Source organism: Burkholderia sp. BCC1993 (genome assembly GCF_905339865.1).
In the GTDB taxonomy this organism is placed as follows: Bacteria; Pseudomonadota; Gammaproteobacteria; order Burkholderiales; family Burkholderiaceae; genus Burkholderia.
Window position 1 is genome coordinate 187,227 of record NZ_CAJPGZ010000011.1, and the last position, 24,911, is coordinate 212,137.

At 69.8% G+C, this 24,911-nt stretch carries 26 protein-coding genes; all 26 read right to left on the minus strand.

Going from position 1 to position 24,911, the window contains the following annotated elements; all coding sequences use genetic code 11:
- Positions 1-33: 33 nt before the first annotated feature.
- The 26 genes from U4Y91_RS20070 to U4Y91_RS20195 all read right to left on the minus strand — a co-directional run bounded on the left by U4Y91_RS20070 (position 34) and on the right by U4Y91_RS20195 (position 24,904).
- Positions 34-993, minus strand: coding sequence for a sialidase (locus U4Y91_RS20070; RefSeq protein ID WP_321806531.1), 960 nt, complete (start codon positions 991-993; stop codon positions 34-36).
- A 157-nt stretch (positions 994-1,150) separates the two neighbouring features.
- On the minus strand, positions 1,151-2,356 hold the full coding sequence (locus U4Y91_RS20075; protein WP_321806532.1) for an acetyl-CoA C-acyltransferase: 1,206 nt from the start codon (positions 2,354-2,356) through the stop codon (positions 1,151-1,153).
- A 22-nt stretch (positions 2,357-2,378) separates the two neighbouring features.
- Positions 2,379-2,864, minus strand: coding sequence for a MaoC family dehydratase (locus U4Y91_RS20080; RefSeq protein WP_321806645.1), 486 nt, complete (start codon positions 2,862-2,864; stop codon positions 2,379-2,381).
- Positions 2,864-3,664 (minus strand): SDR family oxidoreductase, encoded by an 801-nt coding sequence (locus U4Y91_RS20085; protein ID WP_321806533.1) that lies wholly within the window; start codon positions 3,662-3,664, stop codon positions 2,864-2,866. The genes U4Y91_RS20080 and U4Y91_RS20085 overlap by 1 nt, the downstream gene beginning before the upstream one ends.
- Positions 3,661-4,860: an acyl-CoA dehydrogenase family protein gene (locus U4Y91_RS20090; RefSeq protein WP_321806534.1), complete on the minus strand. Its 1,200-nt coding sequence runs from the start codon at positions 4,858-4,860 to the stop codon at positions 3,661-3,663. Before U4Y91_RS20090 ends, U4Y91_RS20085 begins: the two co-directional genes overlap by 4 nt.
- Positions 4,857-6,200: an acyl-CoA dehydrogenase family protein gene (locus U4Y91_RS20095; RefSeq protein ID WP_321806535.1), complete on the minus strand. Its 1,344-nt coding sequence runs from the start codon at positions 6,198-6,200 to the stop codon at positions 4,857-4,859. The genes U4Y91_RS20090 and U4Y91_RS20095 overlap by 4 nt, the downstream gene beginning before the upstream one ends.
- A gap of 2 nt (positions 6,201-6,202) precedes the next feature.
- Positions 6,203-7,081 carry an SDR family oxidoreductase gene (locus U4Y91_RS20100; RefSeq protein ID WP_321806536.1) on the minus strand — a complete coding sequence of 293 codons (879 nt, stop codon included), beginning with the start codon at positions 7,079-7,081 and terminating at the stop codon, positions 6,203-6,205.
- Positions 7,082-7,122: 41 nt separating this feature from the next.
- Complete coding sequence (locus U4Y91_RS20105; RefSeq protein ID WP_321806537.1) at positions 7,123-8,274, minus strand: acetyl-CoA C-acetyltransferase; 1,152 nt, start codon at positions 8,272-8,274, stop codon at positions 7,123-7,125.
- A complete protein-coding gene (locus tag U4Y91_RS20110) occupies positions 8,271-9,341 on the minus strand; it encodes an acyl-CoA dehydrogenase family protein (RefSeq protein WP_321806538.1) in 1,071 nt (356 codons plus the stop codon). The genes U4Y91_RS20105 and U4Y91_RS20110 overlap by 4 nt, the downstream gene beginning before the upstream one ends.
- Before the next feature lie 35 nt (positions 9,342-9,376).
- Complete coding sequence (locus tag U4Y91_RS20115) at positions 9,377-10,546, minus strand: acyl-CoA dehydrogenase family protein (protein WP_044845670.1); 1,170 nt, start codon at positions 10,544-10,546, stop codon at positions 9,377-9,379.
- Positions 10,543-11,352: an enoyl-CoA hydratase family protein gene (locus U4Y91_RS20120; protein WP_321806539.1), complete on the minus strand. Its 810-nt coding sequence runs from the start codon at positions 11,350-11,352 to the stop codon at positions 10,543-10,545. The genes U4Y91_RS20115 and U4Y91_RS20120 overlap by 4 nt, the downstream gene beginning before the upstream one ends.
- 25 nt (positions 11,353-11,377) lie before the next feature.
- A complete protein-coding gene (locus tag U4Y91_RS20125) occupies positions 11,378-12,466 on the minus strand; it encodes a nitronate monooxygenase (protein ID WP_321806540.1) in 1,089 nt (362 codons plus the stop codon).
- On the minus strand, positions 12,463-13,389 hold the full coding sequence (locus U4Y91_RS20130) for an enoyl-CoA hydratase (RefSeq protein ID WP_321806541.1): 927 nt from the start codon (positions 13,387-13,389) through the stop codon (positions 12,463-12,465). Before U4Y91_RS20130 ends, U4Y91_RS20125 begins: the two co-directional genes overlap by 4 nt.
- Before the next feature lie 8 nt (positions 13,390-13,397).
- The gene (locus U4Y91_RS20135) at positions 13,398-14,195 is read right to left on the minus strand and encodes a ketoacid CoA transferase (RefSeq protein WP_321806542.1); all 798 of its coding nucleotides are present in this window, start codon (positions 14,193-14,195) and stop codon (positions 13,398-13,400) included.
- A 10-nt stretch (positions 14,196-14,205) separates the two neighbouring features.
- Positions 14,206-15,099 (minus strand): CoA transferase subunit A, encoded by an 894-nt coding sequence (locus U4Y91_RS20140; protein WP_321806543.1) that lies wholly within the window; start codon positions 15,097-15,099, stop codon positions 14,206-14,208.
- 9 nt (positions 15,100-15,108) lie between these two features.
- A complete protein-coding gene (locus tag U4Y91_RS20145) occupies positions 15,109-16,005 on the minus strand; it encodes a VOC family protein (RefSeq protein ID WP_321806544.1) in 897 nt (298 codons plus the stop codon).
- Positions 16,006-16,254: 249 nt separating this feature from the next.
- A complete protein-coding gene (locus tag U4Y91_RS20150; protein WP_321806545.1) occupies positions 16,255-16,671 on the minus strand; it encodes a type II toxin-antitoxin system VapC family toxin in 417 nt (138 codons plus the stop codon).
- On the minus strand, positions 16,658-16,894 hold the full coding sequence (locus U4Y91_RS20155) for a FitA-like ribbon-helix-helix domain-containing protein (RefSeq protein ID WP_014899176.1): 237 nt from the start codon (positions 16,892-16,894) through the stop codon (positions 16,658-16,660). The genes U4Y91_RS20150 and U4Y91_RS20155 overlap by 14 nt, the downstream gene beginning before the upstream one ends.
- Positions 16,895-17,114: 220 nt before the next feature.
- Positions 17,115-17,369 carry a hypothetical protein gene (locus U4Y91_RS20160; protein ID WP_321806546.1) on the minus strand — a complete coding sequence of 85 codons (255 nt, stop codon included), beginning with the start codon at positions 17,367-17,369 and terminating at the stop codon, positions 17,115-17,117.
- A 49-nt stretch (positions 17,370-17,418) separates the two neighbouring features.
- Positions 17,419-18,072 (minus strand): hypothetical protein, encoded by a 654-nt coding sequence (locus U4Y91_RS20165; RefSeq protein WP_321806547.1) that lies wholly within the window; start codon positions 18,070-18,072, stop codon positions 17,419-17,421.
- An 809-nt stretch (positions 18,073-18,881) separates the two neighbouring features.
- Entirely contained in the window at positions 18,882-19,655 is a 774-nt protein-coding gene (locus tag U4Y91_RS20170; RefSeq protein ID WP_321806548.1) for an SDR family NAD(P)-dependent oxidoreductase, read from the minus strand.
- A 37-nt stretch (positions 19,656-19,692) separates the two neighbouring features.
- Positions 19,693-21,279, minus strand: a complete 1,587-nt coding sequence (locus U4Y91_RS20175; protein ID WP_321806549.1) for a FadD3 family acyl-CoA ligase — start codon at positions 21,277-21,279, stop codon at positions 19,693-19,695.
- Between the two features lie 46 nt (positions 21,280-21,325).
- On the minus strand, positions 21,326-22,387 hold the full coding sequence (locus U4Y91_RS20180; protein ID WP_321806550.1) for a ferredoxin--NADP reductase: 1,062 nt from the start codon (positions 22,385-22,387) through the stop codon (positions 21,326-21,328).
- A 10-nt stretch (positions 22,388-22,397) separates the two neighbouring features.
- Positions 22,398-22,589, minus strand: a complete 192-nt coding sequence (locus U4Y91_RS20185; protein WP_321806551.1) for a hypothetical protein — start codon at positions 22,587-22,589, stop codon at positions 22,398-22,400.
- A 39-nt stretch (positions 22,590-22,628) separates the two neighbouring features.
- On the minus strand, positions 22,629-23,147 hold the full coding sequence (locus U4Y91_RS20190; RefSeq protein ID WP_321806552.1) for a flavin reductase family protein: 519 nt from the start codon (positions 23,145-23,147) through the stop codon (positions 22,629-22,631).
- Positions 23,144-24,904, minus strand: a complete 1,761-nt coding sequence (locus U4Y91_RS20195; RefSeq protein ID WP_321806553.1) for an FAD-dependent oxidoreductase — start codon at positions 24,902-24,904, stop codon at positions 23,144-23,146. Before U4Y91_RS20195 ends, U4Y91_RS20190 begins: the two co-directional genes overlap by 4 nt.
- Between the last annotated feature and the right edge of the window lie 7 nt (positions 24,905-24,911).

The window sequence follows — 24,911 nt, forward strand, 5'->3', positions numbered from 1 at the left end:
GGGGCGGCGCGGTGAAGCGACCGCCGCCGCGCATCAGGACGGCGACGCAGCGAGCGGCGCGACGCCGGCCTCGCCGCCGAGCAGCAGCGCGCCGCGGCCCATGTCGAGCACGGCCGCGAGGCTCTGCACGCCGCCGAGCTTGCGCACGTCGAAGGTCAGGCCGCCGTCGCGCGACGCGACGATCGCGCCGCCCTGCCCGACCAGCACGAGTTGGCCGTCGGCAAGCTGGGTCGCGCCGAAATACGACACCGGCACGTGGCTGTCGACGTGCGTCCAGGTCGCGCCGCGATCGGTGCTGCGCAGCACGTTGCCGCGCATCCCGTACGCGACCCAGTCGCCGTTCGCGAGCATCAGCGCGCCGAACAGCGAGCCTGCGTACGGCGACGGCAGCTTGTCCCAGCTCGTGCCGTTGTCGGTCGAGCGCAGCAGCGTGCCGCTCTCGCCGGTGATCAGCAGGTCGCCGTGGCCGTCGCCGACGATCGCGTTCAGGTGGCGGTCGCCCGCTGGCGTCTTGAGCGGCTGCCACGTGAGCCCCGCGTCGTCCGAGCGCAGCAGCTGGCCGAAACTGCCGGCCGCGAACAGCGGGCCGTTCGCGGTTCCCCACACGGACAGCAGCGGATCGGAATGCGCGTTGTCGATATGGACTTCGCGCCAGTGCACGCCCGCGTCGTCGCTGCGCAGGATCCGGCCGTCGTGACCGACCGCGATGCCGAGTGTCGGCGTGATGAAGCTCACCTGCGTGAGCGTCGAGCCCTGGTCAGGCGTGACCGACGCCGGCCGCCAGCGGCCGCCCGCATCGTCGCTCAGCAGGATCACGCCGCGCTCGCCGACCGCGACGATGCGCGTGCCGGCTCGGGCGAGCCCGTTGATCTGCAGGCGGTCCGCATGGATCGCGGTGACCGGGAACGCCGGCAGCGGGCGCGGCGAGAACGCGAACAGCGCGGCGCCGAGCACGAGCGCCGACATCGCGAGTCCTGGCAAAGTACGTTTCATCGGTTTGTCTCCTTCTCTGCGACCGGCCCGGGCCCGCGCCGACGCGCTCGCCCTGCCGCTGGCCGTCGGTCGTTGCCGCGGCCTCGAATGGTCCCGAATGGATGGCAGCCGAACCGGGCTGCCGGCTCGGCTGCCGGTGAGCCTTCCTCGAGCGTCGTTACGCGCCGACTTCGAACAGCGCAGCGGCACCCATCCCGCCGCCGATGCACATCGTCACGACCGCATGCCGCACGCCGCGGCGCGCGCCTTCGAGCAGCGCGTGCATCGTCATCCGCGTGCCCGACATCCCGAACGGGTGGCCGAGCGCGATCGCGCCGCCGTCGACGTTCAGCCGTTCATCGGGAATGCCGAGCGTGTCGCGGCAATACAGCGCCTGGCACGCGAACGCCTCGTTCAGCTCCCACAGTCCGACGTCGCGCACGGTCATCCCAAAGCGCTCCAGCAGCTTCGGAATCGCGAACACCGGGCCGATGCCCATCTCGTCCGGCTCGCAGCCGGCCACCGCGAGGCCGCGGAACGTGCCGAGCGGCGTCAGCCCGCGATGCGCGGCTTCGGTCCGCGACATCACGACCACCGCCGCCGCGCCGTCCGACAGCTGCGACGCGTTGCCGGCCGTCACGAACTCGCCCTGCTCGACGACCTTGCCGCCGCTCCACGACGGCTTGAGCCCCGCGAGCCGTTCGGCCGTCGTGTCGGCGCGCACGCCCTCGTCGCGCGCCGCGTGGACGGCTTCGTGGCCGGTCGGGTTACCTTCCTTGTCGAACAGCGCGCGCCGCACGTCGAGCGGCGCGATTTCCGCATCGAAGCGGCCGGCCGCCTGCGCGTCGGCCGTGCGCTGGTGGCTCTGCAGCGCGAATTCGTCCTGCGCGGCGCGCGAGATGCCGTAACGGCGCGACACGATCTCGGCCGTTTCCATCATCGCCATGTACGCGGCCGGCTGATGGTCGAGCACGGCCTGCGAACGCGCGCGGTAGCCGTTCTTGTGCTTGTTCTGCGTGAGCGAGATCGATTCGACGCCGCCCGCGACGACGATCCGCGCGTCGCCCGCGCCGATGCTGCGCGCGGCGCTCGCGATCGACATCAGGCCCGACGAGCACATGCGGTCGATCGACATGCCGGGCACCGACGCCGGCAGCCCGGCCGCGGCGGCCGACAGGCGACCGATGTTGTAACCCTGCGTGCCCTGCTGCGCGGCGCAGCCGATCAGCACGTCGTCGACGTCGGCCGGCGCGATGCCCGCGCGTTCGAGCGCCGCGCGCACGACGTGGCCGCCCAGCGCGGGCGCCTCGGTGTCGTTGAACATGCCGCGAAACGCCTTGCCGATCGGCGTGCGTGCGACGGAAACGATGACTGCGTCTTCCATGAGCTGGCTCTCTGAATCGAAACTAGAAGTAGTAGCGGCTGATCGTGTCGGCGACGCAGCCGGGCTTGGCCTCGCCTTCGATCTCGACGGTCACGCGAATCCACGCCTGCACGCCGCCGTCGAGCGGCTCGACGCGCAGCAGCTCGCCGACGCCGCGCACGCGGGCGCCGACCTTCACCGGCGCCGGGAAGCGGATCCTGTCGCAGCCGTAGTTGACGCCGAGCCGCGCGCCGTCGATGCGCACGATCTGCGGCAGGAAGTAATTGACGAGCGACAGCGTCAGGTAGCCGTGCGCGATGCACGCGCCGAACGGGCCGTCCTTCGCGCGCACCGGGTCGACGTGCACCCACTGGTGATCGCCCGTCACGTCGGCGAAGCCGTCGACGCGGAGCTGGTCGATCGCGAGCCAGGCGCTCGCGCCGAGCGTGTCGCCAACGGCCGCCGCGAGTTCGCCGGGATGCGCGAACACGCGGGGCGTCGCGCGCACGGGGTCGAGGGTCGCGCTCATCATGCGTGCTGGCTGCTGACCGACAGCACTTCGCCCGTCATGTACGACGCGTAATCGCTTGCAAGAAACACCATCACGTTCGCGACCTCCCAGACTTCGGCGGCGCGCCCGAAGGCTTCGCGCGACGCCAGTTGATTCAGCAAGTCGGCCGGTGCCGACTTCTTCAGAAAATCGTGCATCGCGATGCTCGGCGCGACCGCGTTGATGCGCACCCCGTAAGGCGACGCCTCGAGCGCCGCGCAGCGCGTGAGCGCCATCACGCCCGCCTTCGCCGCCGCGTAATGCGCCTGTTCCGCCTGCGCACGCCAGCCGAGCACCGATGCGTTGTTGACGATCGCGCCGCGGCCGCGGGCCTGCATGTGCGGCAGCATCGCGCGCGTCATCCGAAACGTCCCGGTCAGGCTAATGTCGATCACCCGCGACCATTCGGCATCGTCCATTTCGACGATGCGTTTCGCGCCGCCGAGCCCGGCGTTGTTGATCAGTACGTCGACGCCGTCGAGCTTGTCCTGCGCGTCCGCGACGAGCGCCTGCACGTCGTCTTCCACCGCGACGTTGCACAGCCGTCCGTAGACCTGCTTCAGCCCCGTTTCGGCGCGCAGCGTCTCCACGGCCTGTTCGAGGCGCTTCTCGTGGATGTCGGAGATGAACAGCGCGCGGCAGCCTTCCTCCGCGCAACGGCGCGCGGCCGCGAAGCCGATGCCGGCGCCGGCGGCGGCCGTAATCAGCACCGATTTGCCGGCGAGCAGCTGGTGGCCCGGCACGTACGCCGGCGCTTTCTGGATCTGGGGTTCGGTCATGCGTTTCCTCGCGGTTCTCTTGGCATGCCGAGCCCGCGCTCGGCCATGATGTTCAGCTGGATTTCGTTGGTGCCGGCGTAGATCGTGTCCGCACGGGAGAACAGGAACACGCGCTGCAGATGGGTGAGCTTTTCGTCGGCCGGATCGATCACGTTCGCACGCGACCCGAGCGCGTCCATCGCGAGCTGGCCGAGGTCGCGGTGCCAGTTCGACCAGAAATACTTGTAGATCAGCGCCTCGCGGCGCAGCGGTGCGGTGGCGCCGTTCACGTCGTCCGCGCCCGACAGCATCCGCAGCGCGTTGTAGCGCATCACCCGCAGCCCGGCCCACGCGCGGCCGATCCGCTGGCGCAGCACCGGGTCGCGATCGGCGCCCGATTCGCGCGCGGCGTCGATCACCCATTCGAGTTCGCGGACGAACTGCATCTGCTGGCCGAGCGTCGACATGCCGCGCTCGAAGCCGAGCAGCGTCATCGCGATCCGCCAGCCGTCGCCCGGCGCACCGACCAGGTCACGTGCTGCCGCGCGCGCGCCGTCGAAGAACACTTCGTTGAATTCCGCGCCGCCGTTGAGCTGTTTGATCGGGCGAATCTCGATGCCCGGCTGGTCGAGCGACATCAGCAGGAACGACAGCCCCTTGTTGCCCTTCGACGCCGGATCGGTGCGCGCGAGCACGAAGATCCAGTCGGAATCGTGCGCGAGCGACGTCCACACCTTCTGGCCGTGCACGCGCCAGGTACCGTCGGCGTCCTGCTCGGCGCGCGTGCGCACGTTCGCGAGATCGGAGCCCGCGCCCGGCTCCGAGTAACCCTGGCACCAGAACTGCGTGCCGGCGAGAATCCCGGGCAGGAAACGCGCGCGCTGGTCGTCGGTGCCGCACGCGACGAGCGTCGGGCCGAGCAGCCCTTCGCCGATATGGCCCATCCGCCCGGGGCCGCCGGCACGCGCGTATTCTTCGTGGAAGATCACCTGCTCGGCGACCGAAAAGCCGCGGCCGCCCGCGTCGGTCGGCCAGCCGAGGCCGGTCCAGCCGCCCTGCGCGAGCTCGCGTTCCCACGCCTTGCGCAGTTCGGGAAACGCTTCCTCGTCGCCGGGGCCGCCGCGGTATTTCAGGCACGCGAATTCGCCGGTCAGGTGTGACTGCACCCAGTCGGCGACTTCGTGCCGCAATTGCTGTTCGCGCGATTCGCTGTTCATTGGAGGGCTCCGGTGCGCGCGGCGGAAGGACGCGTGGCGATCGAAGCCGACGGCGACGACGACGCGAGCACCGCGTCGTGCTGCGACGCGCCGCCGTCGATCGCCTGGCGGGCGATCCATTCGAGCAGTTGCGGCGTGCTGCCGAACTGCGCGCCCGACGCCTGCGCGCGCTTGAAATAAAGATGCGGATCGTATTCCCACGTGAAGCCGACGCCGCCGTGCAGCTGGATCGCCTCCTGTGCGCAGAACGCATACGCATCGTTGGCGGCGGCTTTTGCGGCCGCGACGTCGGCGCGCAGCGCAGCGCCGGGCGTGCTGCTGCCGGCTTCCGCGTCCCACGCGTGGGCGGCGCCGAGCACGGCCGAGCGCGCGGATTCGATCAACACCATCATCTGCGCGCAGCGGTGCTTGACCGCCTGGAACGATGCGATCGCGCGGCCGAACTGCACGCGCTGGCCGGTGTAGTCGAGCGTGAGATCGAGGCATTGCTGTGCGCCACCGAGTTGTTCGGCGGCCAGTGCGAGCGCGGCGAACCATGCGGTGCGTTCGAGCAACTTCGCGGCAGCAGCGCCACTCGCGAACAACGCATCGCGGCTCACCCGGGCCTCGTCGAGCACGACGCGAGCGATCGGCCGCGTCGCGTCGAGCGTGTCGAGCGGCGTCGCCGCAACGCCGGCTGCGCCGATGGTCATGTCGATCGCGAACAGGCCGACCGACTGCCCTTCGTTCGCGATTCGCGCCGGAACCAGCAGGAGGTCGGCGCGCGCGCCGTCGAACACGTGTGCCGCGACGCCGGACAACGCGAAGCCAGCCGCGGTTTCTTCCGCGATGAACGGAAGCGGTCGCGCACCGGACAGTTCGTCGAACGAGTCGCCGGACGATACGCCGAACGCACTGGCACCCGGCCCGCCATATGGCCGGCTACCCCGCGCGCCACTTGGCTCGCCGAACGGCCAGTCGAACGGCAGCGCGAGCGTCGCGCTGCATGCCCCTTCGGCGATCCTCGCGAGCCAGGCGGTCGCGCCCGGCGTATCGCAACCTGCCAGCGTGGTGGCCGCCAGGCACGCGGTCGAGAAATACGGCACGCACGCGACGCGCCGCCCAAGCTGTTCCATCAACAGCGTCTGTTCAACCGCGCCGAGCCCCATCCCGCCCGCCGCCTCCGGCAGCGCCAGCGCGTTCCAGCCGAGCTCGCCCGCCAGCGCGGCCCACAGCGCGTCGTCGCGGCCGGCCGACTGTTCGAGCGCGCGGCGCACGTCGGCCGACGCGCTGCGTTCGGCGAGCACGTCGGCCGCCGCGTCGCGGATCATCGCCTGTTCGTCGGTGAGCGCCAGATCCATCGTCAGCTCCCGTACACGCGCTGCGCGGGCCGCGCGTCGGCGAGCAGCCGCGCGACCGCCGGGCCGACCTCGGCCGGCGCCCAGCGCGCGCCTCGATCGACGCTCGGGCCGGTGCGCCAGCCTTCGGCCACCGCGATCATCCCGCCCGCGACCTCGAACACCTGGCCCGTCACGTCGGCCGACAGCGCGCTGCCGAGCCACACGACGAGCGGCGCGACGTTGGCCGGATCGAAATAGTCGAAGCCGCCGTCCTCGGGCTTCTTCATCATGTCGGCGAACACGCCTTCGGTCATCGACGTGCGCGCGGCCGGCGCAAGCGCGTTCACGCGCACGCCGTAGCGCTGCAGCTCGACCGCCTGCATCAGCGTGAGCGCCGCGATGCCGGCCTTCGCCGCGCCGTAGTTCGACTGGCCGATCGAGCCTTGCAGGCCGGCGCCGGAGCTCGTGTTGACGATGCGCGCGTCGACCGGATGGCCGGCCTTCGCGGCGTCGCGCCACACGCGCGCCAGCACGCTCGACAGGCAGAAGTGGCCGCGCAGGTGTACGCGCATCACGTCGTCCCAGTCGGTTTCGGTCATGCTGGTGAACATCTTGTCGCGGCAGATGCCTGCGTTGTTGACGAGCACGTGCACGTCGCCGAATGCTTCGCGCGCGGCGTCGACGATCCGCTGCGCGGTGTCGATCTTGGTGATGTCGTCCGAATTCGCGAGCGCGCGGCCGCCGTGTCGTGCGATCTCGTCGCACACGGCCTGCGCGGCGTCGTGCCGGATGTCGTTGACGACGACCGCCGCGCCTTCGGCCGCGAACGCGAGCGCGTATTCGCGCCCGAGCCCGCCGCCCGCGCCGGTGATGATGACGGTGCGTCCGTTACAGATTCCCATGCTGGTGCCTCCTGGATCGAGAGATCGTGAAAGTGACGCGCTCACAGGCGCTCGATGATCGTGACGTTCGCGAGACCACCGCCTTCACACATCGTCTGCAACCCGTAACGTCCGCCGGTGCGTTCCAGTTCGTGCAGCAGCGTCGTCATCAGCCGCGCGCCGGTCGCGCCGAGCGGATGACCGAGCGCGATGCCGCCGCCGTTCGGGTTGGTCTTCTCGTGCGGGAAACGCGTGTCCGCGAGCCACGCCTGCGCGACCGACGCGAACGCCTCGTTCATCTCGACGACGTCGATCTGCGCCCAGTCGAGCCCGCTCTTCTTGAGCGCGGCCTTGGTCGCCGGAATCGGCGCGGTGAGCATCCACAGCGGATCGTCGCCGAGCACGCTCAGGTGATGAATGCGCGCACGCGGCGTGAGCCCGTAGCGCTTGAGCGCGTCCTCCGACACGATCAGGAGCGCCGCGGCCGCATCGCAGGTCTGGCTCGCGACGGCGGCCGTCAGCGAGCCGCCCGGCATCAGCGGTTCGAGCGTCGCCATCTTGTCGAGCGACGTGTCGGGGCGCGGCGTCTCGTCGTGAAGCACGCCTTCGAGCGGCGCGATTTCCCGCTTGAAATGGCCGGCCTCGATCGCCGCCACCGCGCGGCGATGGCTCTCCAGCGCATAGCGCTCCATCGCGTCGCGCGACAGGTTCCAGTGATCGGCGATCCGCTGCGCGGCGACGAACTGCGACACCGGCGCGTCGCCGAAGCGCGCGCGCCAGCCGGTGCTGCCCGAGAACGGGTCGCTGAAGCCCAGCGGCACCGCGCTCGTCATCGCGGACGAGATCGGGATCTGCGTCATCGTCTGCACGCCGCCCGCAACCACCACGTCCTGCACACCGCTCATCACGGCCTGCGCGGCGAAGTGCACGGCCTGCTGCGACGAGCCGCACTGGCGATCGACCGTCACGCCCGGCACCTGCAGCGGCAGCCCGGCCGCGAGCCAGCAGGTGCGCGCGATGTTGCCGGCGAGCGGGCCGATCGTGTCGACGCAGCCGAACACCACGTCGTCGTATTCGTCGGCCGGAATCGCGTTGCGTTCGACGAGCGTCTTCAGCACGAAGCCGCCGAGGTCCGCCGCATGCACGTGCGCGAGCCCGCCCTTGCGGCGGCCGGTCGGCGTGCGCAGCGCGTCGACGATATAGGCTTGTTTCATTGATTGGTTTCCTCGAAGTCGAAGGTCTGCGCGGGGCCGATCGGCAATGCGTCGCCAAGAATCGCATCGGCCACGCGGGCCTTGTGGAACGCGGTGTCGCCCCAGCTGCCGGAGAGCGCCCAGATCCGCTTCATGAAGATCTGCAGGTCGAGCTCCCACGTGTAGCCGATCGCGCCGTGCACCTGCATCGTGTGGCGCGCGGCCAGTTGCGCGGCGGCGATCGCCGCGAGCTTCGCGTGCGACACGAGCACCGCGCGTTGCGGGTGATCGTCGGCGATCGCTTGAGCCGCGCGCGCGACCACCGGCCGCGCGAACTCGTAGCGGATCGCGACGTCGGCGAGCAGGTGCTTGAGCGCCTGGTACGAACCGATCGCCTTGCCGAACTGCTTGCGCTGCGCGCTGTAGTCGATCGCGACGTCGAGCACGCGCTGCGTGAGGCCGAGCAGCTGCGCGGCCACCGCGAACGCGCCGTGGTCGAGCGCGCGATCGAGCAGCGGCGCGGCTTCGTCAGCGCTCGCGATGCGCGTGGCAGCCGACGGCTCCCAGTCGAGCGTGAACAGGCGCCGCGACGGGTCGACGCTGTCGACCGCGCGCCACGCGCACCGCGCGGGGTCGACACGATGCAGCTCGCCACGGTGCTCGCACAGCAGCGCCTGCGCGACGTGCACGTCGGCCGCATACGGGTTCACCGGATGCACGAGCGCGACACGCGCGCGTCCTTCGGCGATGTCGCGCAGCAGCGCGTCGCGCCAGTCGCTCGCGGGCAGCCGCGCGAGCACGCCGGCCGACACGAGCGCCGTGTCGAGCAGCGGCTCCGGGCTGCCGAAATAGCCGTAGGTCTGCGCGAGCAGCGCCCATTCCGCTTCGGTCAGGCCGAGGCCGCCGTGCGCTTCGGGCACCGACACGGCGGTCAGCCCCTGCGACGCGAACAGCGACCACAGCGCGTCGGAGCGGCCGGTCGGCGTGGCCCACAGCTCGCGGATCAGCTCCGGGGTCATCTCGGTCATCAGCAGACGCTTCACGCTGTCCGCGAGCGCTTCCTGGTCTTCATCGAATACGAAATCCATACGATGTCCGTTCAGTGAGGGAATCGCCGGCGCGCTTACGCGCGCGGCATGCCGAGCATCCGTTCGGCGACGATGTTGCGCTGGATCTCGTTGGTGCCCGCGTAGATCGGGCCGGCCTGCGCGAACAGGAAGCCGTCGAGCCAGTGGCCGAGCGTCGCGTGCTGCGCGGCCGTCTGCGGGACGACCTCGCCGTGCGCGCCGAGAATGTCGAGCGCGGTCTGGTGCATCCGCAGGTCGAGCTCCGACCAGAACACCTTGTTGGTGCTCGACTCCGCGCCGATGTGGCCGCCCTTCAGCAGCCGGCTCGCGGTCGCGTAGGTCGATAGCGCGTACGCCTGCGCGTCCATCCACGCGGCGACTACGCGTTCGCGCAGCGTCGGGTCGCGGTCCGCGCTGTCGCGGTGCGCGAGATACAGGTCGCGCAGCGCCTGCGCGGTGCGCTGGAACCGCGCGGGCGAACGCAGCATCAGCCCGCGCTCGAAGCCGGCCGTCGCCATCGCGACCTGCCAGCCCGCGCCTTCGGCCGCGAGACGGTTCTCAACGGGCACGCGCACGTCGTCGAAGAAGATTTCCGCGAAGCCGGTCTGCCCGTTGAGCTGCCGGATCGGCCGCACCGTGATGCCCGGCGCGGACAGCGGCACCATCAGGAACGTGAGCCCGTGGTGACGCGACGATTCCGGATCGCTGCGGAACAGCCCGAACAGCCAGTCGGCCCACACCGCGCGGGTCGACCAGATCTTCTGACCGTTGAGCACGTATTCGTCGCCGATGCGGATCGCCGTCGTGCGGATCGCGGCCATGTCCGAACCCGCGTTCGGCTCCGACCAGCCCTGCGCCCACACGTGCTCGCCGGCCGCCATCGCGGGCAGGAAGCGCGCCTTCTGCGCGTCGGTGCCGAAGTCCATCAGCGTCGGGCCGAGCAGGAAGATGCCGTTCTGGTTCACGCGCATCGGCGCGTCGGCGCGCCAGTACTCTTCCTCGAAGATCAGCCACTCGATCAGGTCGCAGCCGCGCCCGCCGAGTTCGCGCGGCCACGTGACCATGCTCCAGCGGCCCGAGTGCAGCGTGCGCTCCCATTCGCGGTGCGCGGCGAAGCCTTCCTCGGTATCGAAGCTCGGCAGCCGCTCGCGCGGCACGTGCGCGGCGAGCCATGCGCGGATTTCCGCGCGGAACGCCTGTTGCTGCGGCGTATAGGTCAGGTTCATGCGCGGGCCTCCTCGACGCCTGCCTGCGCGTCGAACCGCGCGTCGCGCTTCTCGACGAATGCGGCGCGCGCCTCCGTCGAGTCGTTCGTCATGTAGGCCTGCAGCGTGAAGCCCTGCTCCCAGCGGTACTTGTCCTCGAGATCGCCGTCCTCGACGCCGTTCAGCGCCTCCTTCGCGAGCCGCACCATCGCCGGGCTTTTCGCCGCGATCTTGCGCGCGATCGCGAGCGCCGCTTCCCGCAGGTCGTCGCGCGCGACGACTTGCTCGACCGCGCCGAGCCGGTACGCCTCGGCTGCGTCGATCATGTCGCCGGTGAAGTACATCGCGCGCACCTTCTGCACACCGAACAGCCGCTGCAGGTGCGCGCCGCCGCCCATCGCGCCACGGTCGATCTCCGGCACGCCGAAGCGCGCGCAATCGGCCGCGACGACGATGTCCGCCGCGCCGCAGATGCCGATCCCGCCGCCGAGCACGAAACCGTGCACGGCCGCGATCACCGGCTTCGGGTTGCGGTGCACCGCGCGGAACGTCTCGTAGTTGCCGGCGTTGACCGACACGATGCGCTCCGGATGCACGGCCAGCTCCTTGATGTCGACGCCCGCGCAGAAGCCGCGGCCTTCGCCGCGCACGACGATCACGCGCACGTCGTCGTCCTCCCCGAGCGCATCGAGCGCGCGCGCGAGCGCATGCCAGCCCTGCGCATCGAGCGCGTTCACGGGCGGATGGGCGATCACCAGTTCGGCGATGCCGTCGGCGCGCTCGATCCGGAACGGCATCGCGCCGCCCGGTTGATTGGATGCAGTCATCTCCAAAGCCTCCCTGTGATGTTGTTCACACAGCCTGTGCCGCGGCCGCGCCGCGCAACGCGGCCAGCGCGTCGAGCCGCTCGCCGGCTTCCGCGACGATGCGCGCGATCAGCGCGTCGCACGATTCGATCGCGCCGATCATCGCGGCCGCCTGGCCGCTCGGCAGCACGCCTTCGTCGGGACGACCCTCGACGATCGCGCGCTGGATCAGGAACGGCGCGTTCGCCGCCATCAGCGTCTGACTCGCCGTGTAGTCGTGCGAGCGCAGCGCCTTGATCGCGAGGCCCAGCATGTCGGTCGTGCGCAGCCCGTTCTGGCGGCGCCACGCTTCGGCCGTCTTCAGTGCGAACCACGTGCGGCGCAGTGGGCCGAAGCGTTCGAGCTTCAGCAGATACGGGTTGTCGATCATGCGTTGCGGCAGCCCGTCGAGCGCGTCCGACACGCGGATCCGCGCCGGATCGCCGACCGCGACGTACCGGTCCAGCGTCGCACGCGGCACCGGCGATTCGGCGCTCATCAGGAAGCGCGTGCCCATCGCGATGCCGGCGGCGCCATACGCGAGCGCGGCCGCCAGCCCGCGGCCGTCGAAGAACCCGCCAGCCGCGACCACCGGCACCCGCACCGCGTCGAGCACCTTCGGCAGCAGCAGCGTGGTCGGCACCGAGCCCGTGTGGCCGCCGCCTTCCGCGCCCTGCACCGTCACGATGTCCGCGCCGAGTTCCACCGCCTTCGCCGCGTGCTTCGGCGCGCCGACGGTCGGCATGCAGACGATGCCGGCGTCCTTGAAGCGGCGGATCGTCTTCGCGTCGGGCCCGCGGCCGTAGCTGACCGCGCGCAGCTGGTGCTTGATCGCGAGATCGACCACCTGCGCGGCGTTCTTCTGGAACATGTGGAAGTTGATGCCGAACGGCTTGTCGGTCAGCGACTTCACCTTCAGGATCTCGGACTCGACCTGATCGGGTTCGAGCGTCGCGCCGGCCAGGAAGCCGAAGCCGCCCGCGTTGGCGGTCGCCGCGACGAGCCGCGCGTCGGCTACCCAGCCCATCGCGGTCTGCACGATCGGGTAGCGGCAGCCGAGCAGGTCGCACAGCGGCGTATGCAGCGTCGTGCTCATGCGGCGGCTCCGTTGATGGCGGCCGGCGCGGCGTCGGCCTGCCCTTCGCCGTCCGCCGGTTCCGGCCTGCGCTGCGAGCTGGCCATCTTGCGGGCGTCGTAGCCGCCGAGGCGGTCACCGCTGACGAGCTCGTTGTGCGCATGCGCGAAGTGATGCCACGCGAACGCCGCGTCCATTGCCGCGCGCTTGCCCTGCAGTTCCTCGACGTGATTCAACGCCTGTTTGGTCAGCGCGAGGCCGAGGCGCGGCATCGTCGCGACCTTCGCGGCGATCGCGTAGGTCGCATCGCGCAGCCGCTCGCGCGGCACCACGCGATTGACCATCCCCATCTGATACGCGCGCTCGGCCGGCATCCGCTCGCCGAGGAACAGGAACTCCTTCGCGATGCGCGGGTTCAGCTCGTACGCATGCGCGAAATACTCGACGCCGGGAATCCCCATCCGCACGACCGGATCCGCGAAGAACGCATCCTCCGACGCGACGATCAGGTCGCACACCCAAGCGAGCATCAGCCCGCCCGCGATGCACGCGCCGTGCACCATCGCGATGGTCGGCTTCGGCAGGTCGCGCCAGCGCCGGCACATCCCGAGATACACCTCCTGTTCGCGCGCATAGAGGAATTCGCCGCCTTCCTTGTCGACGTGGTCGTACCACAGCGACGCGCGGTCGAACGACTCGTGGATGTCGCGGCCCGGCGTGCCGATGTCGTGACCCGCCGAGAAATGCTTGCCGGCGCCCGCGAGCACGATCGCCTTCACCGCGTCGTCGTGCGCCGCGCGCCGGAACGCCGCGTCGAGCGCATACGTCATCTTCGAGTTCTGCGCGTTGTGATACTCGGGGCGGTTCATCGTGATCGTCGCGATGCCGTCCTCGACCGCGTAGTCGACGACACCGTCGCCGAACGTCATCTGGGTCGCTTCCATGTCGGACCTCATCCGCGGCGCGGCGCCGGATTGTTGCGCACGATCGTCGCGCGCAGGTTGTGAGGGTCGAGCGCACGCACGATGCGCAGGTCTTCCGCATTCGGCGCGGCCGTCGTGCCGAGGTCGGGCGCCGCGATCAGCGGGAAGCCGGTCGCGTCCTGCACCTCGTCGAAGCTCACGCCCGGATGCAGCGAACGCACGCGGATCGCGTGGTCGGGCCCGCCGAAATCCATCACGCACAGGTCGGTGACGATGCTGCGCAGGTCGACGAAGGTCTTCATGCCGGGCAGCCGGCGCGCCGGGTTGTAGCCGACCGTGCACACCATGTCGACCTCGCCTTCGACGAACGTGCGCTTGCCGTGGCCGCTCACGAAAAACGAGTTCGCGTGGTTCGTCGAGTTGCCGGGGAAGCCGCGCGCGCCGAGCAGCTGCGTCTTCGGCCGCGCGTAGTCGTCGCCGAGCCACGAGATGTTCGCCTGGCCGAAGCGGTCGATCTGCGTCGGCATCACCAGCGCGTGGCGGCGGCCGTGCCACAGGCAGTCGAACACGCGTTCGTAGGTCATCCAGCCGCTCGCCTTCACGCGATAGCCGTCGGGACGCGGCCCGAGCGGGACCGGCTCCTCGACGAGATACGCCTCGCCGTCGGTCAGCATCAGCCCGTTGTTGTACGCGAGCCGCGCAAGGCCGGCCGCGAGCCGCGGGCCCGTGCCGATGCCGGTCGCCAGCACTTCGCCGTCATCGCGCCAGAGTCGCGCGGACGCGACGATCATCAGTTCCGCGAGGGAATGGTCGAGAGATTCGCTCACAGGCGCTCCTTTACAGAATCGGCAACGGCAGCGTCGTCACGTGCGACAGCCCGCCGACGCCTTCGAGGTACTGGCGTTCGTCCTGGCCGACCACGTCGCGCAGGTAAGCCACCGTCTTCGCATCGTCTTCCGCGCTCGCGCAGTACGCGCGCAGGTGCGGCAGGTCCCAGCCGTAGTCCGGCCCGCACGACGTCGGGTGCGCGCCGCCCGGCGCGTGCACGACGCCGGTGACGAGCGAGCGCTCGAACGGATTGCGGCGTGCGGCGTCGAGGTCGTCGCTCGCGAGCGACGCGTCGACCGTTTCCGCCGACACGTAGCAGCGCTGCGCGGCGCGCGCCATCCACGCGTCGAAGAACGGATCGGGACCGTCGATGCGCGTATTGCCCATCCGGTCGGCCGCGTTCACGTGCAGCAGCGCGACGTCGAGTTCGATCGCCGGCATCGCGAGCAGCGTCTCGCCGTCGTCGTACGGCGATTGCACCGTGCGCAGCTGCGGCGCGTGATCGAGCAGCGCGGTGCCGAGCCCGGCGCGCGTCGGCAGGAACGGCAGGCGCGCGGCGGCCGCGCGCAGACCGAGCTGCAGCATCCCTTCGTCGAGTTCCAGCACGTCGACGCGGCCCTGTTCGCGGGCCCGGCGGAAATGCGGCTCGAGCGGAATCACGTCGAGCGACACGAAGCCGAACACCGCCTTGCGCACCTTGCCGGCCGCGCAAAGCAGGCCGATGTCGGCGCCGCCGTACGCGACGATCGTCAGGTCCTTCAGGTTCGAGCGCGCGATCTCGCGCACCAGCGCCATCGGCTTGCGCCGCGGGCCCCATCCACCGATGCCGATCGTCATGCCGTCGGCGAGTTGCGCGACCACGTCGCGCGCGGACATCGTCTTGTCGAGAGGTTTCATCGTCATCGTGCTGGCTTACCGGTATCCGATGCTGAAATCGTGGCCCCACTGGCTCACCTTGGTGGCCTCGAATACCGCATGCTTCGACCAGTCGACCGTGAGGCCGCCGAAGCCGTATTCGAGATCGAAGCCGCCGGGGGTCTTCATGTAGAACGAGATCATCTGGTCGTTGCAGTGCCGGCCGAGCGTCGCCGACATCTTCACGTCGTGCGCGGCGACCCGATCGAGCGCGCGGCCGACTTCGTCCATCGAGTCGACTTCGGCCATCACGTGCACGCAGCCCGACGGCACGGCCATCTCGAACAGCGCGAGGCTGTGATGGCGCGCGTTGCGGCAGTGCATGAAGTAAATGCGCTTCTCGGGTTCGGCGGGATCGGGCGTGAACTTCACGCGGTAGATGTCGGACAGCTCGAAGCCGAGCACGCCGCGCACGAACGCGTCGGTCGCGTCGAACTGCGGCGCGGGCAGCACCGCGTGGCCGAGCCCCATGTCGCCGGTGACGAAGCGCGCGACACCCAGCGGCGATACGAAGCGGCGGAAGTCGCAGCGCGCGCCCCAGTACAGCTCGTGGCGGTTGCCGGACGGGTCGGTGCACCACGCCATCGCCTGCACGCGGCGCAGCGCGGCTTCGTCGCGCGTGGCGCGCACGGCTTCGACACCCGCCTGCCGCAGTGCCGTCAGCGCGGCGTCGAACGCGGCGCCGTCGGGCAGTTCCCAGCCCGACGCGAAATAGCGGTCGGTCGCGCCGGGGACGATCACGTAGCGGAAATCGCGGTCGTCCATCTTCAGGTACAGCGCGCCGTCGGGCGCGTCGAGCGCCTGCATGCCCAGCACGTCTTCCGCGTAGCGGCGCCACGCATCGACGCGGGTCGCCTCGACGACGACGTAGCCGAGCGCACGGACATCGATCATGTCGGCCTCCTCCAGGTTCAGAATCCGTTGTTCGTGAAAGGATTCTGGACGGTCGGGGATGGCGTCACATCGTCTGTTGGGACGAGAGCCGGTGGGTCATTTAGGACGAGGCCGGCCGGGAAAGGACCGGGAATCGGACGCGCGCTAAAGCCCGGTGATACGGGCTGCAAGCGGGCGATGCGCGACGGAGAACGCGCAAGGGAAGAAGGCGGGAAGCGATGGCGGCTTGCCGCGACGCGGCAACCCGGCTCACTCGAACGGGTTCAGCAGCCGGACGCCGGTGCGGGCGAAATCGTCGACATTGCGCGTGACGACCGTGAGATCGTTGATCAGCGCGGTGGCCGCGATCAGCTTGTCGAGTGCGTGCGCCGGGTCGGGCACACGCAAATGGCCCCACATCTGGCTGGTCTCGAGATCGACCGGCAGGATGTTCGACGCATAGCCGGACAGAATCGTCGCCATCCATGCCTCGAGCGCCGACGCCTGCGGATGATCGCCGCGATGACGGATCAGATCGACGCCGCGCCGAAGTTCGGCCACCGTGACGATCGACAGGTAAAGCGAACTCGCGTCGGCCTCGGCTTGCATGAAGAACCCGCGCACGCCGCGGTTGGTTCGCTTGCCCTTCCTGATCTCGCTGATGACGTTCGTATCAATCAAAAACACGCCTGACCTCGCCGGAATCCTGAACACGTTGAAAATCCGCGTCTTCACCGACGTCCGGCATGCTCATCAGCACTTGCGCGAATGTCCTTCGCTTCGGCCGGCCGAGCGCATCGGCCAGAATGGCCCGATGTTCGGCCTCGGCACTCCTGCCGTTCGCCGCGGCCTGCTCTCGAAGGCTCTGAACGATACTGTCATCCACGTTACGCACCAGAAGATTTGCCATGAGTCCCTCCATCCAGATTGCTATCAATGATAGCGCCAAGACGGTGAATTGCAAGCATTGCTATCATCGTCGTGATCGGACGGAAGACGGTGGTCGGCGTTGGCCGGCAGAAGCGGACGGCATGAAGCCACCCACGTTCCGCCGTCGGCCCGACGCGTCGAACTGCTGTTGTCCAAGGTAATCCAGCCGCGGCGACGAAAAAAGACGGCCGAATGGCCATTCACTGATGGGTGGTCTGCGCCGGTGCGGGATGTCCGGCGCGGCGCGGCGTCGAATCCGACGCGCGCCGCACGATCATCGCCAGCACCGCGACCAGGATCACGGACGCGATCGGCAACATCGTGCCGGTAACGACTGCGACGAACGCCTGGGCCGGCACGGTCCAGGTGAGCGCCAGGACAATCGATTCGAGCCGGTTCGGCCGGACGTTCCGGCAGTCGAGCAACAGGAAGGTCAGCGGATACGGCCACGGCACGAAAGCGTCGAACGGCCGGAGCGCGGCCGTGCCGTAATGCGCGTCCCGCTCAGAACCGGTACGAGATCCCGATCTGCAGCACCGGGTACCACCGATACCGCGACATCACCCGGTTCAGTTCGTCGAGGCCGCTGGTGGTCAGAATCTGGCTCTTCTGCGGTCCGGCCGCGGCGGCGAGTTGCGGCGACAGCGTGTACGAGCAGCGCGGGATGCCGTACGCGACGCCCAGGTCGGCGACGAAACCGAGCCCCTTCGACGCCGGCCGGTGCCCGTAGCCGATCCCGACATACGGCATCACGGTCGGATAGCGTGCCTCCGCGACCGCGTACATCCCCGGCAGCGCCGGAAAACGCTTGCCGGCGAACACGTAGGTCCCGTCGGTGGGCACCGACACGCCGCGGATCTCGTCGTCGTTGAAGCGCAACCCGATCGTCGCGCGAAAGCCGCTACCGCGCCACGGAAAGATGTCCGCATACAGGCCGCCTTGCCGCAACTTGATGTCGTCCTGGTAGCGATTGCCGGCCACTGTGAAATCATGCGTCACATTGATCGCGTTGAAATCCGCGTGTGCGCCCAGCACCGAATTGAAGCTGACGGCCGCGCCGATGCCGACGCCCTGCGTGCCGCCCTGCAGGTAGATTTCCTGCGCGTGCGCGCCGGCCGTGACTGCCATCGCCAGCGCTGCCCATTGGTTCACTGTCATTTTCACGGGCGTCCCCCCGACATGTGCCGGGCGCGCCGACCCGCCACGTGCAGCGCATGTCGCCACGCGCGGCGGGTCCCCCGGCACGACATCTTGCAAGCAAGCTTGCTGTTTGACGGATCGAGCATACGATGCCCGTTCGTGCCGCCGATACGACGCAGTGCGTCCGGCACGACGGGCCACCATCCCGCGGCTCGATCCGATCCCCGATATTGCGATGTCGTTACGTGCCGCTCCCGCGATTTGTCGTTACCATCAGTCGCGGTTGTGTCGAGCGGCCCCGGCCTAACCGCAAGGCATGTGCCATGCGGCGCGAACCGGCACGGGACAAGCATCGCGGCCAAACGTCCGCGGTGATGCGGGGGAGAATCGACGGAAATGTTTCAGGAACGCATCTGTTCTCGGCGCTTCAGTGCCGTGCCCGATGCGGCGGAGCGATGCATCGGGTGCCGCGACGCGCGCCGGGCAAGCACGCGCGGCTGTCGGCACGCGCGACATCGCAACGGCGTGCAAGCACGTGTGACGCCACGCATGGCAGAAAATGTTTCATCGACGTGACCTCGCGCGAGTCGCGCGTGGTCAGGATGCGATGAGCGCGCGGCACGGGTCAGGGTGAATACCGAGGACGGTGCGCGCGCAACCAGTCGCCGCCGAGATCGCCGTTGATGCGCTTCGACGCATGCAAGCGGGCGGTCGATCCCGGGCGCCCGCGGCGTGAAGATCCGGGATCGATACGGCGGCTTCGGCGCCGAGAACAACCGAACGTTCGTCTGCCGGGCCCGCTCTCCCGAGCGGGCCCGGTGCATCCGCTACAACCCGTACCCGCCGGACACGTTCAACTGCTGCCCCGTGATGTAGTTCGCGCGATCCGACGCGAGGAACACCGCCGCACGCCCGATATCGTGCGCCTTCCCCCAGCGCTTGAGCGCGAGCATCTTCTGCGTGTCGTCGATCCACGCCTGGTCGAACTGCCCCTGTTCGAGCAGCAGCGGAAACATTCCGGCCTCGATCACGCCGACCAGGATCGAGTTGGCGCGAATCTCGTAACGGCCTTCCTCGCGCGCGAGCCCCTTCACCAGCGCCTCGTTCGCCGCCTTCGGCGCGACCGACAATCCGTCGCGATCCGGCCAGCGCAGATGCCCGGCCGAGCCGAGCGTGACGAACGACCCGCCGCCCGACGCACGGAAATGCGGCAACGCGGCCTTCGCCGCATTGAAGAAGCCGACCGTCTCGACCTCGATCGCGCGACGCCAGTCGTCGTGCGTCATGTCGCCGATACGACGCTGGTTCACGAACGGGCCGGCCGCCCACACGATCGTGTGCACGCGGCCGTGCGCGCCGATCGCGACCGCGAGCGCCGCATCGATCTGCGCGGGATCGGTCACGTCCACGCAATGCGTGGTGGCCGCGACGCCTGCGTCGTGCACATCGCGCGCGACGCGTTCGGCCACGTCGGACTTGCTGCGGTAACCGAGCGCGACCGGCACGCCGGCGCGCGCGAATTCGAGCGCGACGCCCTGCCCGATTCCGCCGCTGCCGCCGAACACGAGCACCGCGCCCTGCGGAAATCCGTTGTCGTTCATGCGTTCGTCCCGTTGATTTCGTGCCGTGCGCCGGCGTTCAGGCCGCCGCTTCGGTGCCCGCGCGCAGCCGGTACTTCAGCACCTTGCCGGCCGCGCTCGTCGGCAGTTGCTCGACGAACGTGAAATGCCGCGGCACCTTGTAGTTCGCCATGTTGCTGCGCGCCCAGTCGTTCAGTGCGTCGGCGTCGGTGTGCGCGCCGGGACGCAATACGACATACGCATGCCCGACTTCGCCGAGCCGCGTATCGGGCACGCCGACCAGCGCGACCTGCGCGATCGCCGGATGCGCGGCCAGCAGCCGCTCGATCTCGGCCGGATAGCAGTTGAAGCCGCCGACGATGAACATGTCCTTGATCCGGTCGGTGATCTTCAGGTTGCCGTTCGCGTCGACACAGCCGAGGTCGCCGGTATGCAGCCAGCCGTCGGCGTCGACGGCTTCGCGCGTCGCATCCGGCTGGTTGAAGTAGCCGCGCATCACGTTGTAGCCGCGCACCCAGATCTCGCCGGTCTCGTCCGGCCCGAGCGCCGCGCCGTCCGGCCCCGCGATGCGCAGCTCGACACCCGGCATCGGACGGCCCGACGTACAGGCGACCGTCTCCGCGTCGTCGCCATGGCGGCACAGCGTCGCGAACCCGCATGATTCGGTCAGTCCGTAGCCGGTCAGCACGGTCTCGAAGCCGAGCTCCGCGCGCATCCGCTCGATCAGGCTCGGCGCGATCGCGGCCGCGCCCGTCACCGCGATCCGCAGCGACGACAGGTCGCGCGTCGCGCGATCGGGCGCATCGAGCAGCGCGTAGTACAGCGTCGGCGGGCCGGGCAGCACCGACACGCGTTCGTCGGCGATGCGGCGCAAGACGTCTGCCGGCTGGAACACGAGATGCGGCAGCACGGTCGCACCGCTCGACAGCGCGGCGAGCCAGCCGGCCTTGTAGCCGAACGTATGGAAGAACGGATTGACGATCAGGTAGCGGTCGTCCCGGCGCACGCCGGCGATCTTCGCCCACGCCTGCGCGGCGCGCAGGTTCTGTCCGTGCGCGGTCATCACGCCCTTCGGGCGGCCCGTCGTGCCGGACGTGAACATCAGGTCCATCACGGTATCCGGCGTCACCTGCGCCTCCCGCTCGCGCACGGCGGCGAGCGGCACCGCCGCGCCGCGCGCGAGAAATGCATTCCACGTTTCATCGTGCGCGCCGGACGGCGGCTCGCCGTCGAACACGACGACGCGTTCGAGCGTCGCGGGCCGGTGCGGCGCGAGCAGTGCCGGATAGGATTCGCCGAGGAAGGTGCCGCAGCAGAACAGCAGCCGCGCGCCGCCGTCGTGCAGGATGCCGCCCACTTCCATCCCCTTCATCCGCGTATTGACCGGCACGAGGATCGCGCCGACGGTGTGGATCGCCAGCGCCGCGACGATCCATTGCGGCAGGTTCGGCGCCCATACGGCGACCCGGTCGCCGGCGTCGATGCCGCTCGCGAGCAGCGCGCGCGCCGCTTCGAGACGCGCCGCGTCGAGTTCCGCATAGGTCAGCCGGCCGTGCTCCGACTCGATCGCCGGATGCGCGCCGTGGCGCGCGGCAGCCCGCGCGATCAGCGCGGGTGTGGTGAGGATTTCGTTGTCCATCGTCATATGCGTCGAAACAGGGTTGCCGTCGGTGCCATCGACACGCTGCGGCTCAATCGGGGAACACCACGCGCAGCGCGTCGCTCGCGGGCCGCGCGCAGCAGGCGAGCGTCCAGCCTGCCGCGATCTCGTCGTCGTCGAGCACGTGGTTGCTGTCGAGCGTCACCGCGCCGCGTTCGACGCGGCACATGCACGCGCCGCACTGCCCCATCCGGCAGGAATTCGGCGCAGGCAGGCCGGCGCGCAGCATCGCGTCGAGCAGCGTTTCGCCGGGCGCGCTGTCGAACGCGAACGCCTCGCCGTCGAGCACCGTCTCGATCGCCGCGCCGTCGCGATCCCCGGACGCCGCCGCCGTTGCGGCCGATGCCGCCGGATCGGCCTGTGCCGGCGCATCGGGCAGCGACGCGAAGCGCTCGACATGCACGCGCGCACGCGGCAGCCCGAGGCCGAGCATCGCGGCGAGCGCGTTCTCCATGAACAGCGCCGGCCCGCAGATGAACGTCTCCTGCTGGCTGAACGGCCGCGCGAGTTCCTCGAGATGCCGCTGCTGCGGCACGCCCTGCACGCTGTCGAGCCAGTGGATCACGCGCAGGCGGCCCGGGTGACGGTGCGCAAGCTGCTGCAACTCGTCGCGGAAAATCACCGCGCGCTCGTCGCGATTCGCGTAGATCAGCGTCAGCATCCCGCGGCCGTGCACGAGCGCCGATTTCAGGATCGACAGCACCGGCGTGATGCCGCTGCCGCCCGCGAACAGCAGCAAGTCGCCGTCGAGCGTGCGCGGCGTGAAGACGCCGGCCGGCGGCAGCACGTCGAGCGCATCGCCCGCGCGGATGCGGTCGCACAGCCAGTTCGACGCACGGCCGTCGCGCACCCGCTTGACGGTGATCTTCGGCGCCGCGTCGATGCCCGGCGCGCTCGACAGCGAATAGCAGCGCGCGACCGTCGCGTCCGTGCATGGCACGTTCAGCGTCAGGAACTGGCCGGGCCGATACGCGAACGCATCGCGCAACGCGGCGGGTACGTCGAACACGAACGAGCAGGCGTCGTCGCTTTCGGCGATGACGTCGGCCACGGTCAGCCGGTGGAAGCGGGAATCGCTCGGTGAATCGCTCATCGCCCGCTCCTCATGCCGCACCGGCCGCGCGCCGGCCGGCTTCGCCCACGCGGAACCGTGCCGGGTTCGACGCGAGTGCCGGCGCGATGCATGCGAACGCGTCGAGCACCGGCGTTGCCGCTGCACCGATCAGTTGCGCGAGCTCGCGCAGGATCGTCGTGTTCGCGCCGTTCGCGAGATGGCGGTTCAGTCTGCGTGTCATGGATCGTCTCTTTCCAATGCGGAAAAACGCGCGCCGCCGTCACGCGGCCGCCCGGCTCACGGGCGCGCCTGGCGTCGTGTACGCACCGTCGAGATAAACGAGCGGATCCACGTCACCGCTCATCAGCACCTCGCGAATACGCCCGATGAACACCGTATGCGTGCCGTATTCGAAGCGGCCGTCCTGCTCGCACACGAGGCTCGCCTGCGAATCGTGCAGATACGGCACACCCAGCGGCGACATGTGCCACTCGCCGGTCGTGAAGCGCGCCTCGCCCTTCAGGCGGCCGCTGCAATCGATCGCGATGCCTTCATGCCGTGCCGACAGCACGTTCACGCAAAACGGTGCCCCCGCATCGAGCGGCGGATACAGCGACGCATTGCGGTTGATGCAGATCAGCAGCGACGGCGGATCGGTCGACAGCGAATCGACCGCCGTCGCGGACATCGAGTAGCGCCGGCCGTCGTGCGCGCTGCTGATGACCGTGACGGAGCGCGCGAGGCGGCGCATCGCGAGCAGCATGTCGGTGTGCAGCGGATGGGTAGTGAGATCGCTCATGATCGGACTCCGTCAAGTTCAGTCGTGGACGGCCGGTCTGTCCGGCCGCCGGCGTCGGCCGCTTGCGCGGCCAGGTGGTCGGCCGCGATGAACCCGAAGGTCATCGCCGGACCGAGCGTCGAGCCCGCGCCGGGGTAGCTCGTGCCCATCACCGATGCACTGGTGTTGCCGATTGCGTACAGGCCGTCGACCGGTGCACCGTCGGCGCGCAGCACGCGCGCCTGCGCGTCGGTGACGAGCCCGCCCTTCGTGCCGATGTCGCCCGCGTCGATCCGCACCGCGTAGAACGGCGCCTCGTCGACCGGCCCGAGGCACGGATTCGGCCGGTTCTTCGGATCGCCGTAGTACGTGTCGAACAGGTTGTCGCCCTTGCCGAACGCTTCGTCGATCCCGGTTGCCGCGTAACGCGCCATGTCGCGCAGCGTGTCGTGCAGCCCGGCCGCATCGACGCCGATCCGCGCGGCGAGCGCGTCGATCGTGTCTGCCTTCACGAGCACGTCGCGAAACGCGTCCGGAATGCGCGCGTCGGGCATCATCGACGCCGGCATGATCGGCCCGCACGGATACTTGCGGCGAAAGCGCGCGTCGAACACCATCCACGCCGGCACGCACGCGCCGGTGCGCGCGTGGTCGCGATACATCGCCGGCACGAATTCCGAATACGGCGCGGCTTCGTTGACGAAGCGCCTGCCGAAGCCGTTGACGATCACGCAGCCGGGCAGGTTGCGCTCGACGAACAGCGCGCGCTGCTTCTCCTCGCCCGCGACGCCGACCGTCGGCGCCCCCCAAACGTGTTCCATCAGCGCGAGCGCGCCGCCGAGCCGGTGGCCTTCGGCGATCGCGTCGCCGGTGTTGGCCGGCGGCGTCGAGCTCCATTGCATCTGCGTCGGTTGCGGCAGGTAGCGTTCGCGCATCGGCTGGTTGCGCTCGAAACCGCCCGCGCCGAGGATCACGCCGCGCCGCGCGGCGATCGTCACCGGCTGCCCGAAGCGCTGCGCACGCACGCCCGTCACGCGGCCGTCGACGTCGAGCAGGTCGCGCATCGGCGTGTCGAGCCACACGGGCACGTTGCGCTCGAGCAGCGCGCGGCGCAGGCCGCCGATCAATGCGTTGCCGAGTGTCAGGCGCCGGTCGCGCCGCGTGCGGCGGCGCACGCCGAAATCGAGCCAGTAGCGCCCGAACTGCGCGATCGCGAGCCTCATGAAGCCCGGCCCGCGCGAGAACAGCGTGTGCGCCTCCTTCGACGTCACGGCCACGCGGCCGCCGATCAGCGTACCGGGCGACGGCGGACGCAGCCGGTCGAGTTCGTCGCCGAGCAGCCCGCCGTCGAACGGCAGCGGATCGAGCGCGCGATAGCCCGGCATCGCGCCCGGCAGCTTCTGGAAATAGTCCGCGTACTTCGGCAGCGCCTGGTAGCGCACCGGTGTCTTCGCTTCGAGGTAACGCAGCATCTCGGGCGCCTGGTCGAGATACGCGTCGAGCCGCTCGCGCGACGATGCGCCGGCCGTGCACGCGTCGAGATAGCGGCGCGCGGCCTCGCGCGTATCGGTCGCGCCAAGTTCCGCGATATGGTGGTTGCACGGCACCCAGATGCCGCCGCCGGACACCGCCGACGTGCCGCCGTACAGCGCCGTCTTCTCGATCACGACGACGGACAGCCCGCGGTCGGCCGCGCGGCACGCCGCGAGCAGCGCGCCCGCGCCCGAGCCGACGACCACGACGTCGAACACGTATTGCTGCGCTTGCGTGTCGTTCATCGCCGCC

Coding starts and splice junctions, on each gene's coding strand:
- U4Y91_RS20105 (WP_321806537.1), bottom strand. CDS start 8,274: ATGAAACAAGCCTATATCGTCGACGCGCTGCGCACGCCGACCGGCCGC.
- U4Y91_RS20090 (WP_321806534.1), bottom strand. CDS start 4,860: ATGAACAGCGAATCGCGCGAACAGCAATTGCGGCACGAAGTCGCCGAC.
- U4Y91_RS20095 (WP_321806535.1), bottom strand. CDS start 6,200: ATGGATCTGGCGCTCACCGACGAACAGGCGATGATCCGCGACGCGGCG.
- U4Y91_RS20085 (WP_321806533.1), bottom strand. CDS start 3,664: ATGACCGAACCCCAGATCCAGAAAGCGCCGGCGTACGTGCCGGGCCAC.
- U4Y91_RS20120 (WP_321806539.1), bottom strand. CDS start 11,352: ATGACTGCATCCAATCAACCGGGCGGCGCGATGCCGTTCCGGATCGAG.
- U4Y91_RS20130 (WP_321806541.1), bottom strand. CDS start 13,389: ATGGAAGCGACCCAGATGACGTTCGGCGACGGTGTCGTCGACTACGCG.
- U4Y91_RS20125 (WP_321806540.1), bottom strand. CDS start 12,466: ATGAGCACGACGCTGCATACGCCGCTGTGCGACCTGCTCGGCTGCCGC.
- U4Y91_RS20075 (WP_321806532.1), bottom strand. CDS start 2,356: ATGGAAGACGCAGTCATCGTTTCCGTCGCACGCACGCCGATCGGCAAG.
- U4Y91_RS20180 (WP_321806550.1), bottom strand. CDS start 22,387: ATGAGCGATTCACCGAGCGATTCCCGCTTCCACCGGCTGACCGTGGCC.
- U4Y91_RS20155 (WP_014899176.1), bottom strand. CDS start 16,894: ATGGCAAATCTTCTGGTGCGTAACGTGGATGACAGTATCGTTCAGAGC.
- U4Y91_RS20170 (WP_321806548.1), bottom strand. CDS start 19,655: ATGAACGACAACGGATTTCCGCAGGGCGCGGTGCTCGTGTTCGGCGGC.
- U4Y91_RS20110 (WP_321806538.1), bottom strand. CDS start 9,341: ATGGATTTCGTATTCGATGAAGACCAGGAAGCGCTCGCGGACAGCGTG.
- U4Y91_RS20070 (WP_321806531.1), bottom strand. CDS start 993: ATGAAACGTACTTTGCCAGGACTCGCGATGTCGGCGCTCGTGCTCGGC.
- U4Y91_RS20175 (WP_321806549.1), bottom strand. CDS start 21,279: ATGACGATGGACAACGAAATCCTCACCACACCCGCGCTGATCGCGCGG.
- U4Y91_RS20190 (WP_321806552.1), bottom strand. CDS start 23,147: ATGAGCGATCTCACTACCCATCCGCTGCACACCGACATGCTGCTCGCG.
- U4Y91_RS20145 (WP_321806544.1), bottom strand. CDS start 16,005: ATGATCGATGTCCGTGCGCTCGGCTACGTCGTCGTCGAGGCGACCCGC.
- U4Y91_RS20100 (WP_321806536.1), bottom strand. CDS start 7,081: ATGGGAATCTGTAACGGACGCACCGTCATCATCACCGGCGCGGGCGGC.
- U4Y91_RS20115 (WP_044845670.1), bottom strand. CDS start 10,546: ATGAACCTGACCTATACGCCGCAGCAACAGGCGTTCCGCGCGGAAATC.
- U4Y91_RS20195 (WP_321806553.1), bottom strand. CDS start 24,904: ATGAACGACACGCAAGCGCAGCAATACGTGTTCGACGTCGTGGTCGTC.
- U4Y91_RS20080 (WP_321806645.1), bottom strand. CDS start 2,864: ATGAGCGCGACCCTCGACCCCGTGCGCGCGACGCCCCGCGTGTTCGCG.
- U4Y91_RS20165 (WP_321806547.1), bottom strand. CDS start 18,072: ATGACAGTGAACCAATGGGCAGCGCTGGCGATGGCAGTCACGGCCGGC.
- U4Y91_RS20140 (WP_321806543.1), bottom strand. CDS start 15,099: ATGACGATGAAACCTCTCGACAAGACGATGTCCGCGCGCGACGTGGTC.
- U4Y91_RS20185 (WP_321806551.1), bottom strand. CDS start 22,589: ATGACACGCAGACTGAACCGCCATCTCGCGAACGGCGCGAACACGACG.